The following is a 13,461-nucleotide window of genomic DNA, read 5'->3' on the forward strand; positions in this document are numbered from 1 at the left end:
TTAACCCTCCAGTTCCTTAATTGCCTTCTGTCTTTCCTCTTCGTTTGGTGCCTTTCCATGCCAGCCCACCTGGTTTTCCATAAAGGAAACGCCTTTCCCTTTCACCGTATGGGCAAGGATGCATTTAGGCTTTCCTTCCATGGTGCTGATGGAATAAGCGGCCAGAACTTCTTCTAAATTATTCCCATCCGGCAGTTCCAGCATCTGAAATCCAAATGCTTTGAACTTGGAATAAATATCTCCAAGAGACATAACCTGATCGTTGCTTCCATCAATCTGAAGTCCATTGTTGTCAATGATAATGGTCAGATTATCCAGTTTGTAATTGGCTGCAGACATACATGCCTCCCACACCTGGCCTTCCTGCAGCTCTCCATCCCCTAAAAGGGCAAACACCTTCGTATCTTTGTTCTGTGTCTTTGCACCAAGAGCCATTCCCACTGCAATGGAGATTCCCTGTCCCAGGGAACCGGTGGAAGCATCAATCCCTGGAACTTTCTTTGAATCCGGATGTCCCTGCAAAATGCTGTGAAGCTGGCGGAAATTCTTAAATTCTGCCTTGTCAAAAAATCCCATCTCCCCAAGAACTGCATAGTAACAGGGCGCCGCATGTCCTTTACTCAGTACAAAACGATCTCTGTCTTCCCAGTCAGGATTCTTAGGATCGACTCTCATCTGGGTGTAGAACAGGGCTGCCATTAACTCTACTGCGGATAGGGAACCGCCTGGATGACCGCTCGCCGCATCCGCTGTCATGTTGATAATATCTTTTCGGATATCCACACACTTTTTCTTTAATTCCATTATGTCCATCATGTTCTTATGCCTCCGTCTTAATGATTGCGGTTACTTTTTCAGTGAACCCCTCTTTTTTAGATAATCTACATATACCGCTCCAAGAATTACAATTCCTTTTACTACAAACTGCCAATAGCTGTTTATCTTAAGCAGGTTCATTCCATTATTCAGCACTCCAATGATCAGAACACCTATGACAGTGCCGCCTAAGGTGCCGATACCGCCGTTAAAACTGGTTCCTCCAAGAACTGATGCAGCAATGGCATCACGCTCAAATCCTTCTCCTACGGAAGGCTGTCCGGAATACAGTCTTGCCGCCAGCACCACACCGGCAAGGGCTGCCATCACTCCACTGATAATAAAGACTCTCACCTGAATCCATTTGGTGTCAACACCTGCATATTTTGCTGCTTCTTTATTCCCTCCAGTGGCATACACATGACGGCCAAAGGAAGTACGGTTCATGATAAAATAGAGAATAATAAACGCAGTAATTACAAATATAACCGGAATTGGAATTCCAAGAATACTGCCTACTCCCATGTTATTAAACACTTCATTGCCAGACTGGGCGGGCTGTCCCCCAGTTAATATATAACTGATTCCCCGGACAATAATCTGTGTGGACAAGGTTACAATAAAAGGTGGTAAGGTGGTATGGGAAATCACATATCCATTAAAAAATCCAATCACTGCACCAAAGAGCAATGGAACCAGAATGCACACAATCAGCGGCAATCCTGCATTCCCACAGCGTACTGCTATAACACCTGCTGCCGCAACCACAGAACCTACGGACAGATCAATCCCGCCGCAGATGAGCACGCAGGTAATGCCAAAGGCAATAAAGCAATTGACGCATACCTGGCGCAATACGCTGAAGAGGTTATTTTTAACAAGAAATGTATCGGTTGTGATGGATAATACAATACATAAAAATACCAGTGCGATCATGGCTGCCATATTTCGTTTCAGCCAGATAAAAAAAGGATTGGTTGTCCAGACACCTGGTACTTTTAACTGGGCTGTCTCTGCTTGATTTTTCCTGTTTAACATACTGAATGTTCTCCTCCTACTGCATATGACATGATGGTTTCCTGGGAAATCTCTGTTTCTTCCTGATTCAGTATCCCTGCCAGACAGCCTTCTCTCATAACTGCAATCCGGCTGGAATTATTGATGATCTCAGGAAGTTCAGAAGAAATCATGATAATTGAAACTCCCTCTTCTGCCAGGGTGTGCATAAGCTTATAGATCTCCGCTTTTGCACCTACATCAATGCCCCTGGTAGGCTCATCCAGAATTAGAACCTTTGGCTTTGCCGCCAGCCACTTGGAAATAACGATCTTTTGCTGGTTTCCGCCGGAGAGTTCTCCTGCTGACTGTTCCGTAGATGCCATCTTTATGGAAAGCTTTTGCTTAAATTCGTCTACAATCTCTGCTTCTTTTTTCCGGTCTACTTTCAGATGGTGAATGAATTCAGAAAGCACCTGAAAGGTTAAATTGGTTCCAATGCTGTGTCCCAGGAAAAGTCCCTGTTCTTTTCTCTCCTCCGGCACCAGGGCAATTCCTGCACTGATGGCATCTTTGGGACTGCGGATGGAACATTTCTTTCCTTCCAGCCAGACCTCCCCGGACTGAATGGAATCAATTCCAAAGAGAGCCAGAGCCAGTTCCGTACGTCCTGCTCCAACAAGACCGGAGAATCCAAGAATCTCACCTTTTTTCAATGTAAAACTGATATCAGATACCTTATGGTTGGTTAAATTCTTTACTTCCATAATAACCGGTCCACCAACTACCCGTTTATTTCCATAGATGTTATTGAACTCACGTCCTACCATCATACTGATCAGTTCATTTTCCGTGGTTTCCTGTGTGTTTCTGGTTCCGATGAATTTGCCATCCCGCAGTACGGTTACAGAATCACAGACCTGAAATGTCTCTTCCATCCGATGGGAAATATAGATCATGGCAACTCCCGCCTGTTTCAGTCTCTTGATCTGGGCAAATAAGTTCTCTGTCTCACTGTTTGACAGGGAAGCAGTCGGTTCGTCAAGGATAAGAATTTTTGCTCCCTCATTCACCGCTCTGGCAATCTCAATCATCTGCTGCTGTGCCACGGACAAGCCCCGGATCAGCATTCCTGCATCCAGTAAAAGTCCCAGTTCATCAAGCGCCTTCTGCGCCTCCTGCTTCATCTTTTTATAATCAACCATCTTTAACTGGTTCTTTGGTTCCCTGCCAAGAAAGATATTCTCTGCTATGGTCATCTCTGGAACATTGGTGATTTCCTGATGAATAAAACTGACGCCATATTTCCTGGCATCGTCTACACTTTTTATGGAAGCTTCTTTGCCCCCCATATAAATCGTGCCGGAATCCGCACTGAAAATGCCTCCCAGAATTTTCATCAAAGTGGATTTGCCTGCGCCATTCTCTCCCATAAGAGCCCGAATTTCTCCGGGCTTTATGGAAATACTGACTCCGTCAAGCACAACATTCCGACCAAACGCCTTGGTTATATCTTTCATTTCAAAAACATAATCCACTGACATGTCTTTCATTCCTGTTCTGCCTCCTCATTAAAAGTCAACACGTTACGGATTATTAATCTACATTTTCCTTTGTAATGATAGACATGGGAACAACAACCTTCTCTTCAACCGTCTTGCCTGTTAATAAGCGGTACGCAGTTTCAATACAGGTAGTTCCAATTCCTGCAGGATCCTGTGCAGCAGACGCTACCATCTCGCCGGAACGGATAAATCCTTTTCCTTCATCAGAACCATCAACAGAAACTACTTTTGTGTTCTCTAATCTTCCAGCTTCCTTCAATGCTGCAATGGCACCGCGGGCAGTGGGATCGTTAATGGTGAATACTCCGTCAATCACCGGGTTGGCATTGATAAAGTCAATCATAATCGGCTGGGAGTAGTCAGACTTTGGTTTCTCCACATCCTTTGTCTGAATAATCTCAATGTCCGGATATTTCTTTAACGCTTCTTCAAATCCAATCTGGCGGTCATAGCAGACTTCGGTAATACTGTAAGTAATCTCTACAACTTTTCCTTTTCCGCCAAGAGCTTCTGCCAATGCCTCTGCGCAAAGTTTTCCAGCTTCTTTATTATCTGAAACCACTGTACACTGAACCAGCTCCGGATTCTTTACTGCAGTATTAAATGCAATAACCGGAATTCCTGCTTCCCTGCATTCCTCCAGAGTAGCCCGTACTCCTTCAGAATTAATTGCTGAAATACAAATTACATCACAACCCTGATTGATCATATCGGTAACATCGTTCATCTGCTTATTCTGATCTCCGGCTGCGTCCTGTATAATCAGTTCATCGTCTGGACCTGTTAAAGCTGCTTCCATCGCTTCTTTGATCTGAATGAAAAATACATTGGTTAAATCCGGTGCCGATACCCCAATTTTAATCGGCTCTCCAGTTGCTTCCTTCTTTGTCTCCTTGACTGCATCTGCAAGGGTTTGGGCTGTTGACTCTGCCCCAGTCGTTTCCTCTTTTGCAGACCCGCAGGCTGACAAAGAAAATGCCATTAACACAGATAAGACAATTGCTGTAACTTTTTTCATCATAATCCACCTCTCAACATTTGAATTCTTACCCTATATTTTCTAAATATAGTTTGCTTTTATCCCCTATTTTTTGCCTCTAATGCCATATTATTGTATGATATCATTCTTGAATGACTTCCCGGGTTTGCATTTTTGTATGCCATCATACAATATTGGCATCCTCATAATACAACTTTACTTAATTTTTGTCAATACTATTTTTTATTTTATGCACTTTTTACAATGTGACTCTTTCTAAAACGAGAAAAAAGTCTGATGAGTAAAATTTATGCACATGAAAAAGAACCAGGTTCTCTTTGATGGGATCCTGATTCTTTTCAAATATCTTCCATTATTCTTTTAAAAATAACACTTCTGCCTTACTTTTCTGGTTCTTTTATCACTCTTTCCCCAGTCTGTTTTCCTGCCGCAATATTCCTATGACAAGATAGCGCGCATCATCAAAATCGTAGCTGCAGGTTGAAAGTACGACAAACCGGTCTTCACCGTTATACCTGGCACTGCTTAAAAAAGTAGTATTGGCATCGGCATATTCCAGCAGAGAGTCTAAGTTCCTTTCATACATAAATGCCCTGTCTCTCCACTCTCCTGCACTGACCAAACAGCCATATTTTAAGTCTATGCGATAATTCTCCTGCTCCGTATAAAGGTACAAAAAAGGGTGCTGATCAAAATATTCCTGCTTTTTATAATTGGAAATGGAACCAAACATTTTGCCGGATTTCATGTTATGCCCGTATACAATGTTTAATTTTCCGCTAAAATCCTGAGGATTGTTAAAATCAAGAAACAAAGATCCATTCTCATTATAAGTTCCATCAGGCAGATGATGAAGATACCAGTTGTAATCCTCTGCCTCCATAACCGGATAGTCAATGGGAGTATCCGGTCCGTAAAGCCAGGCACCTGCCGCCGTATTTACCTTTTGAAGCTCTGAAAAATCTACGGAAGATGGGGAATAGAATGGGGTGTTGACGGGAAGACGGACCTTGTTTTGCAGTTCTTCATAAGAGTTATCTCCCACCTTATATACCTGTGAATTCTCATGTAGCCTGTATCCGGAATAAAGAACCATAACAATGGAGACTGCCAGCAGTAACCTGGCAATTGTTCTGTGGTTTTTTTTCTTTTTCATTTCTTGCCTTTCAATACTCTTCCTGCTTCTGGTATCTGCTATACACCAGATAACCGGTGCATCCAGTCCCAATAAGAAGACCTGCTGCCATCATTGCCCGATAGAGCGTATGATCGGTATCATCCCCAGTCTTTGGTCCCATCAGTCCCTGCTCCTTGTTCTGTTCTTTATCTCCTTTTGGAACCTGATTGTCCAGATTGGAGGAGGTCTCCTCTTCTTCATCCTCTGAGCCTTTTTCTATGATTTTGGAACCGGTATCAGAATGACTGTTACCTGTACTTTTTCCTCCTCCGCTTCCTTTGTTCTCGTATTTATTTATAAAAATACAGGAGTCTATCTGTTTCTTTGCCTCATTGGTGACTACCCGGTTAACAACCAACTGTCCGTCTGCGTCCTTCACCATATCTGTAATGGTATAAATAACCGGGTCATATGTATAACGGGATTCTCCTGTATTTACTTCCGTAATTTTGTAATAATAATTTCCCTCTTTTTGATAGCTCCATGTACCAAACTCTCCTTTTCCAGAGCCGGCAATGGAAATGGTCTTAATCCCTTCCACACTTCCCTCAGGCATAGGACCGTCTGGGTCTTCTGCCTGGAGTTGAAATAAAAAAACACTGGTTTTGTGAGGATTTCCAGAGACGGTTTTATGGACCGGCGGATCAGTCATATCTTCCTTACTGCTTGGCAGCGGAGTATAGCTGTGTCCAAAGTGCAAAATTTCCGCTTTATCTCCTGTATTTTTTGATGTAATAAAATACCTTGCAGAAAGTTCTTCTCCATGACTTTCCACATAAACAGAAATAATGTAAACCTGGCTGTCATAGCTATAGCATGGAGAATCAGAGTCAGTGACTGCTTTGATCTGATATTGATACAGGCCCGTCTGCCCAAAAAGGATTTTATTCAAATCCTTATCATCTGTCCCATCAATTGCAAAGGAATAAATCCCATTTACACTTCCTTCTGGCATAGGGTTTTGCGGTAAAAGGGGAGTCAGTTCATAAGAAACTGCGGTATTTACCTGTAAAGCAGAGCTGTTCTTTACAAAAACCTGATCTGCCCTTAATTCCACTTTTACCGGTTCAGACGCCTGGCAGGAAAACACGGAAGAAGAGTTTGCCGAAAAAAGCAGCAAAAACATACACATGAAACCCATTTTTATGAAATTTATAGTTCGGAAAAAGCACATGATTTCACCTCTTTGTGCGTTTCTTTATAAGGATCAGGAACACAGGGATAATGAGAAAAAGAAATGGGATTCTTCTCCACACACTTTTCTGCGGATCCACAGAGACTTTTTTAGCCGCATGACCGCCCTCTTCATCAGAATATTCATCTGTTTTGTTTTCATCTGTAATTCTTCCAATTAAAATGTCTCTGCCATTGGTGGAATCTGAGGAACAGGTACTTAATAAAATAATACGGTCCTCCACACTTACCCCAATGTCTCTGGTATACATCGCTTTATCAAGAATATTCTGCAGATAAGCCTGCTGTGCTTCCTGCCCTTTGATACGGGGTGCAAAAATGCTTCGATCGTAAGCATCTGTATGAACAAAAGCAAAAAACTCCAGCCCATGCTGCTTACCGCCGTAGTACAGGCTTCCATAAGCACGTTCTTCAAAAAATTTCCTGTTGCCAAACTGTTCAATGGGACCGAACATTGCCTGTTTCTCCATGTGGTGCCCATATAAAATACTGTTAAAATCCTGGAATTGCTTGTCATTTAAATAATCTAAAAATATAGAGCCCGACAAAGAATAGGACCCATATACATCAGTAATCACATACTTTTCATTGTCTTCTGCCTGAGTAACGGGATAATCAATGCGGGTACCGGATACAGTGAGCCAGGCAAATACCTCTGGATTAATGTTCTGAAGTTCAGAAAAGGAGACACTTTCTTCTGAACTTGGTTTATAAACCGCGTACTGCCTGGCATCTGCTGCCCTGTATATCTGTGCGGAGTCCCATATTGCATAGAGAGCAACTGCAACCAAAGCCAGAATCATAACCAGCACGGTAAGATCAACCAGACTATTTGCTATTTTTATTGCTGTTGAGCCTGCTTTTTTTCCTGCTTCCATTGGGATAAGGGACTCCTTTCATACTGTATTTTCTGTCTGTAGTTAATAATCCGTATGGGAACGGCGTCTTCTGTTGGATTTCACAACAATAAATGCTCCGAATGCTCCCAAAGCAAGAACCAGAATCATGATAAAGGGAAGATTATCAATCATGATACCAGTAGGGGTAATGGTTCCGGTATAAGTGTTGGTAAAGTCCGCAAGGTTGGTATTTTCCCCAATCACTCTCTGCTTACTGGATGCCAGATCATTTGTAGATAAAGATTCTCCCTCTCCCGCACTGTTGGTTACCGGAGTTCCGCCATTTTCTGTAATCATAACAGCAGGTGTATATCCTGGATTGCCGCTCTCTATTGCCTCATATTTTGAGCCTACATATGGATTGATTAATACAAGCTTCTGACCATGTTTTAGTTTTACAGTTGTCTGGGTCCCTGGAACAATCTCAAAATATTTATAACCAGAACCATCGGTCTCCAGAGTTTCCTGGGTATTTTCCAAAGATGTAACAACGGTACTGCCCTCTACTACATATGCTTTATAGGTAACTGTATCTTCAACCACTTCCGGCTTTGTTACTGTTAACTGATAATCAAAGTATTTGCTCTTATCTCCGAAATCACCTGCAACGGTTTTTCCTATAGCCAGTCCCTGCTGAGACGGGTCTGTAGGATCGGTTCCTCCAGTCTGTCTGGTAAAGATATTTGTAAAAACAAGTCCGTTGGAATCTCCCGGGGTCGGATCTACCTTGTCCCCTGCCACACCTGTATTACCCGGATCTGCAACCGCTATGACTGCAGCAATTGCAGATACATAGGGACCTGATTCACTGTTTTTAACATAGAAGGTAATGGTATATTCCGCTCCGGAATAAGTCATATTTTCCCCGGATTGTAATGAATATGTATTCTGTTTCTCTTTGATATGGTAGGTGTACTGTCCTGCTCCCGGAAAGACGATTCCCTCCAGTATGTTTTCACTCTGTTTCGAGAGAACCATTGTTTCTCCATCAAGCGTTCCTGTATCCGCTGGTGCGTAAGAAATGGTCTTGTCTCCAATAACAGGCATCCGGTCCAGTTCTGTCTGGCTTGTCTCACCATTTAAACTGTCCTTTGTAAATTCAAAGATAAAATCGGCTGTAGGAGGGGTTGTTCCTTCCGGCATCTTCAGTTTCTTTGTAATGGAAGCGGTGAGAGAATTTCCAGGTGTTCCGCCTGTAACAGGTTCTCCTGCTGCCAGAGCAGAAAAAGAGGTTAAAAAGCACACCACAAAGGATAGCACCAGTGCCAGATATCTTTTTTGAATCTTTTTGTTTTTCTTCGTTTTCATTATCATATGATCCCTTTCTGCACAAGGCATCGGAAATAAAACCGCTGTGCCCTGTGTCTTGAATATTTTTCTTTTGCTTTTTTATATATTCCTGCGCCGGAAGATGCCCATAACTTTTCCCATGGTATCAGAAATGTCCACCGCACCGTAAATACGGCTGTCTGCGGCATTGGTTCTGTGGTCTCCAAGAACAAATACTTCGCCTTCTTTTAGAGTCACTGGAAATTCAACGCCCTCCTCATACCGGTTTGTGGAAACATAAATACCAGGTTCCTGCTGTATGGCTCCATTAATCATCAGACCTTCTTGTGATATGTCCACCGTATCACCTGCCAAAGCAATCACTCTGCGTACCTGGATTTTTCCCTGGTATTTTAAAACAAGCACATCCTGGGCAACGTAACGCTTATCCAGACGGTAAAAAAGCACCAGGTCTCCATCTTTTATGGCTGGATTCATAAAAGAATCCCCATTGCGGCAAAAACCAAACATAAAGGTAAACAACAGTACAAACGTAAGGCATATTGCCCCGATTTTTGCAAAGAGAAATAAAATCTCTGCAAAGAGTGAAGGGCTTTTTCTCTCTGGCATATCAGCAAATCTCCTTATATTTATGGTGAAAAATCTTTATACTTAAAAAAACAGCCAATACCATAACAGCCATTCCCAAAAACAGGAAGTATTCTTCCTTTCCTTTAGCCACTCCGGTTGGAACTACATGAAAATAATTACTTGTAAGTTCCATCTTATGAACCCCTTTCAAGGTATGGATTCCTGAATATGCAAAGATGCTTTCATGGGAATAATGATTAAGATTTCCGGTATTTAATAAGGTTGCCGAATATTCCTGGTCATTTAATCTCCATTGATGCAGAGTATCAGGGGCTGTAATATAATTATCCGTAAGCACAGGCTGATTTCCAAAATCTATGATTCCGGATATAAAAGCCTCCTCATTGGATATCCAGGAACGAAGTGCATTGGTTTTGATCTTTACCGACGCATTGGTATTACTTTTCATTACATAAGCCTCTTTGTCATTTCTGCCATTGAATAAAACAACGCTCATAGGCTTGTCAAAGGTAATGCCTGGATTGGAAACCAGGGAAGAAATCTGGATCAGAGTTTCTGCCGCCGTGTTGTTTCCAGCAATGATATTTATTTCCGAATCTTCATCAATACGGATACTGCCGGCATTCACCATGCAATTATCTGCCCTGGCGGCGGAACCTTCATAATCTGCCACATACGTCCACTTGCTCCCTCTTTCTGCCGTTATATGCTTCACCGTAAGGTAGGCTGTGTCACCTGTGTCGTTGCTCCAGAAGCTTATGTCTGCTTTTAAATCAAACACAACACTGGCATATTCACCGATTGTTAAAGCTTCAAGCCGGTTATAGTCTGTAAGAAATCCATTCCCCCCATTTACATGGTGGTATTCCAAAGTTCCATTCCGTCCCACACTCAGCTCTGCTTTACAATTCGCAATCATTCCCATAAAACCAGTTGTAAAGACTTTAGACTTGGTTCTGCCTGCTTCATCCCAGATTACAAGAGAAGCTTCCTCTTCTACTCTGATAAATCCGCTGCCTCCCCAGTAAAGATAGAAAATCGGGTCCACATCTCCTTCTGCAGGCGAGTCCTGTTTTGTAATAGTGCTATCCCCTTCAAAGGTAATAAAATTAGCAGCTACAACTTCGGAAGCATGGGTATCCTGCCACGGGGCGCCATGAGATGCCGAACCTATTTCAGGTAAGCTGCCTCCGTATCCATCAACATCAACTCCCTCACCGCCGGAACCATTCCGATAACTCATGGTAATATCACAGTCAATCAGGCGGACCTGAGGATTATAGACCGGATATATTGCAATGTCTCCCATTCCTGGTCCCTTGTATGTAACAGAGTCAAAGGTAATACTCACATTAGGGGTTACATTGCCAGCCGGGAAATAACACCCGACCTCACTGCTTCCATACCAGGTAAGGTTGCTCATGGTAAAGGATTTCACAGAATTTGTGGTGGGAAAATAGAAATTGCCTCTTTCCACAATGGTATGGGGCCAGTTGAATATAATCTTATGACCATTTCCTTCGATTAAAAAGCTGCCGTCACCTGCATTGGTCTTTGTACCTACAAAAATCCCCTGTGGCTGACCATAATAACCGGGCTGATCCTGGCTCTGATAACTGGAATTCCACCTTCCGGTTCCATTGGTCATACCATACTCAATTACAATATCTTCCTGCAGTGAAATTTCCCATACGGTATCGCTGTTCACTGCCTCAATAAAATCTTTTGCGGTATTTACGGTTACTGACATCGCCTGGGGCGGCTCTGCAAGATGGAGTGCCCCATTAATTCCGTCAATGATGACCTCCTCTTCCTCAGATACAACAAGGGGATCACTGTATGCCGCCAATAGATCCTCACTGATTTCTATCCATTCAAATTTATTATCCCCCGCAATTCCCGATACAGGGAGCAGGTATTCAATTCCTCCTATTGTTTCAGCAGTGATGCCAACTCTGTAACTGCCTGGCTGGAGATTTTCGAACCAATAAGTTCCGTCTTCTCCGGTTTTTGTAGTTTGCAGCGGATTGTCCATATCCTCATCCGGATAAAGAGAAACAGAGTAGCCAAGGATCCCTCTTTCCTCTTCATCTATGATGCTGTTGGAATTTTCATCAAGCCACAGCGTTCCACTGATTGCCTTTCCCAAAGGAGCCTGCTGTAGATTAACCGTTATAAAAACTGGTTCCCCTTCATAATCATGATGTCTGATCTCTCCATTAAAAATATAGGTTCCCGCCACTTCACTGTCATATTCATCACATGCCCAGATCACAGGAACGTCTTTGACTTTTCCATATATACTGCCGTCTTCTTCACATGCAAACCATGCAGATCTTTTGCCATTGTAAGAACCATAGATACGATACGAGACTTCTCCCCAACGATCTGTATAGGTATAAAGTCCTTCGCCTGCTGCCTCATATCCATAAAGCTTCTTTGGCTGTTTTAGAACAAAGCCGGTCTGTTCCTCCCCATCAGGAAATACATCTGCGGAGGAAGGAGTCCCAAATGTACTGTCTGATTCTTCTGGATCTGGATCTGATTCCAATGCTATCCCATCTGAGGGTGTAGCTTTGTTCTCAGGTTTTTCTAACTTCTTAGATTTATGAGGGGGATCTATTTTTTCAAACTCTTCTTCTGTTTCCTCCAGTTGTACCACTGCCCGCAAAACCTTTGGCAAGTCTGGTTGTTTTGTACCTTTTGGCACAGCCACTTCCTTTGCCATATCTGCAGTTTCGAGAGAGAGAATGGTCAATTGTGAAACCGATGTCTGTGCTTTTGCTGTAATAAAAAACAATGAAAATGCGGAAATAGCTGCCGTAAGGTACCATACTTTTTTTAAATTCCTGAATCTGTTCATCTTTCACCTCCTTCCACACAAAATCCTTATCTTCTGGTTCACAATTTTTATCTTTTCTCTCTCATGATTGATTGGAAATACTTTACTTTTTTAGTGTAGTATAAAAGTGTTTTATTTTGTAATTCCATGTACTGAATCAATAAATTTATGTACTGAATACCTGTCCATTTATATCCCAGCCATCAGAATAGATACAAAAAGACCAGGTCCCGTTCATGTTCCGGTTCCTGGTCTTTTTCAATCCGTATTGCTATATATTACCGTCTGATAATCACATTCAGATCTATATTAATCAGATTAATATGTCTTTTTGCATAAAGCTCTGCCACTTCTTCATCCCGTGCCTTCAGCGCATCCACAATATCCTGATGAGCTTTAATGGCATTTTTTGCATTCTGGGGTACCTGAAAGGTTTTTAAACGAAAATCCCTGATACATTCGTCGATCTTCTTACAAATGAAAATCATCATCTTATTTTTGCTGCATTCCACAATCTGTCTGTGAAGCTTTTCATCATACTTCGCCATAGCTGCAATGTCTTCTTCCTCCACAGCCCGGATAAAACGCTGATGAATCCGCTCAATCTGCTCCAGTTCCAGATCTGTGGCACGCTTGGCAATCAGTCTGGCACACAGGGGTTCCACCGCACTGCGGACCTCAATATAATCCTTTAACTCCACTTCATTTTTTAGAAACCATTCTGCCAGTTCTTCCTGTCCAAGTTCCTTTTTACTGACCAGGAATGCCCCTCGTCCCGGCTTAATTTCAACCAGCCCCTTGGCCTCTAAAATACGGAATGCCTCTCTGACCGTTCCCCGTCCTACCGAGAGTTTCTCGCACCATTCTTTTTCTGTAGGTAATTTTTCTCCGACCTGTATTTCATCGGCTGCAATAAATTCCTTCATACTGTTTACTACCTGCTGCACAATCGGTATTCTGGAAACCTCTGTCATGTTATCGCTCCCTCTTTCTTCCTATCGCTGGCAAAACCATTACGACATCATACAATCATTGTATCACATTTCAATAAAAGTGCAAACATATTCATTTATTTTCTACTTTTTCCATAA

11 protein-coding genes are annotated in these 13,461 nt (G+C 42.5%); all 11 read right to left on the minus strand.

Annotated elements, in window-relative coordinates; translation table 11 throughout:
• Entirely contained in the window at window positions 1-816 is an 816-nt protein-coding gene (locus tag FAY33_RS08845) for a transketolase (RefSeq protein ID WP_207706012.1), read from the minus strand.
• A 30-nt stretch (window positions 817-846) separates the two neighbouring features.
• Window positions 847-1,854: an ABC transporter permease gene (locus FAY33_RS08850; RefSeq protein WP_143320859.1), complete on the minus strand. Its 1,008-nt coding sequence runs from the start codon at window positions 1,852-1,854 to the stop codon at window positions 847-849.
• The gene (locus FAY33_RS08855) at window positions 1,848-3,365 is read right to left on the minus strand and encodes a sugar ABC transporter ATP-binding protein (RefSeq protein WP_347562673.1); all 1,518 of its coding nucleotides are present in this window, start codon (window positions 3,363-3,365) and stop codon (window positions 1,848-1,850) included. Before FAY33_RS08855 ends, FAY33_RS08850 begins: the two co-directional genes overlap by 7 nt.
• Before the next feature lie 43 nt (window positions 3,366-3,408).
• Complete coding sequence (locus tag FAY33_RS08860) at window positions 3,409-4,398, minus strand: sugar ABC transporter substrate-binding protein (protein WP_143320860.1); 990 nt, start codon at window positions 4,396-4,398, stop codon at window positions 3,409-3,411.
• 379 nt (window positions 4,399-4,777) lie between these two features.
• Window positions 4,778-5,533, minus strand: a complete 756-nt coding sequence (locus FAY33_RS08865; protein ID WP_143320861.1) for a class B sortase — start codon at window positions 5,531-5,533, stop codon at window positions 4,778-4,780.
• Window positions 5,534-5,543: 10 nt separating this feature from the next.
• The gene (locus tag FAY33_RS08870; protein WP_185967553.1) at window positions 5,544-6,680 is read right to left on the minus strand and encodes an FctA domain-containing protein; all 1,137 of its coding nucleotides are present in this window, start codon (window positions 6,678-6,680) and stop codon (window positions 5,544-5,546) included.
• Window positions 6,681-6,732: 52 nt separating this feature from the next.
• Complete coding sequence (gene srtB, locus FAY33_RS08875) at window positions 6,733-7,626, minus strand: class B sortase (RefSeq protein ID WP_143320863.1); 894 nt, start codon at window positions 7,624-7,626, stop codon at window positions 6,733-6,735.
• Between the two features lie 42 nt (window positions 7,627-7,668).
• On the minus strand, window positions 7,669-8,961 hold the full coding sequence (locus tag FAY33_RS08880; protein ID WP_207706013.1) for an FctA domain-containing protein: 1,293 nt from the start codon (window positions 8,959-8,961) through the stop codon (window positions 7,669-7,671).
• A gap of 75 nt (window positions 8,962-9,036) precedes the next feature.
• A complete protein-coding gene (gene lepB, locus FAY33_RS08885; RefSeq protein WP_143320865.1) occupies window positions 9,037-9,546 on the minus strand; it encodes a signal peptidase I in 510 nt (169 codons plus the stop codon).
• Between the two features lies 1 nt (window position 9,547).
• Window positions 9,548-12,391 carry an SdrD B-like domain-containing protein gene (locus FAY33_RS08890; RefSeq protein ID WP_143320866.1) on the minus strand — a complete coding sequence of 948 codons (2,844 nt, stop codon included), beginning with the start codon at window positions 12,389-12,391 and terminating at the stop codon, window positions 9,548-9,550.
• A 257-nt stretch (window positions 12,392-12,648) separates the two neighbouring features.
• Window positions 12,649-13,344, minus strand: a complete 696-nt coding sequence (locus FAY33_RS08895) for a FadR/GntR family transcriptional regulator (RefSeq protein WP_143320867.1) — start codon at window positions 13,342-13,344, stop codon at window positions 12,649-12,651.
• Window positions 13,345-13,461 lie beyond the last annotated feature (117 nt).

This window comes from Clostridium sp. HBUAS56010 (genome assembly GCF_007115105.1).
Lineage (GTDB): Bacteria > Bacillota > Clostridia > Lachnospirales > Lachnospiraceae > Lacrimispora.

What these genes read in the sequence shown, in the direction of transcription:
- FAY33_RS08890 (WP_143320866.1), bottom strand. Translation starts at nt 12,391, where the DNA reads ATGAACAGATTCAGGAATTTAAAAAAAGTATGGTACCTTACGGCAGCT.
- FAY33_RS08860 (WP_143320860.1), bottom strand. Translation starts at nt 4,398, where the DNA reads ATGATGAAAAAAGTTACAGCAATTGTCTTATCTGTGTTAATGGCATTT.
- FAY33_RS08895 (WP_143320867.1), bottom strand. Translation starts at nt 13,344, where the DNA reads ATGACAGAGGTTTCCAGAATACCGATTGTGCAGCAGGTAGTAAACAGT.
- FAY33_RS08870 (WP_185967553.1), bottom strand. Translation starts at nt 6,680, where the DNA reads ATGTTTTTGCTGCTTTTTTCGGCAAACTCTTCTTCCGTGTTTTCCTGC.
- FAY33_RS08850 (WP_143320859.1), bottom strand. Translation starts at nt 1,854, where the DNA reads ATGTTAAACAGGAAAAATCAAGCAGAGACAGCCCAGTTAAAAGTACCA.
- srtB (WP_143320863.1), bottom strand. Translation starts at nt 7,626, where the DNA reads ATGGAAGCAGGAAAAAAAGCAGGCTCAACAGCAATAAAAATAGCAAAT.
- FAY33_RS08880 (WP_207706013.1), bottom strand. Translation starts at nt 8,961, where the DNA reads ATGATAATGAAAACGAAGAAAAACAAAAAGATTCAAAAAAGATATCTG.
- FAY33_RS08855 (WP_347562673.1), bottom strand. Translation starts at nt 3,365, where the DNA reads ATGAAAGACATGTCAGTGGATTATGTTTTTGAAATGAAAGATATAACC.
- FAY33_RS08845 (WP_207706012.1), bottom strand. Translation starts at nt 816, where the DNA reads ATGATGGACATAATGGAATTAAAGAAAAAGTGTGTGGATATCCGAAAA.
- lepB (WP_143320865.1), bottom strand. Translation starts at nt 9,546, where the DNA reads ATGCCAGAGAGAAAAAGCCCTTCACTCTTTGCAGAGATTTTATTTCTC.
- FAY33_RS08865 (WP_143320861.1), bottom strand. Translation starts at nt 5,533, where the DNA reads ATGAAAAAGAAAAAAAACCACAGAACAATTGCCAGGTTACTGCTGGCA.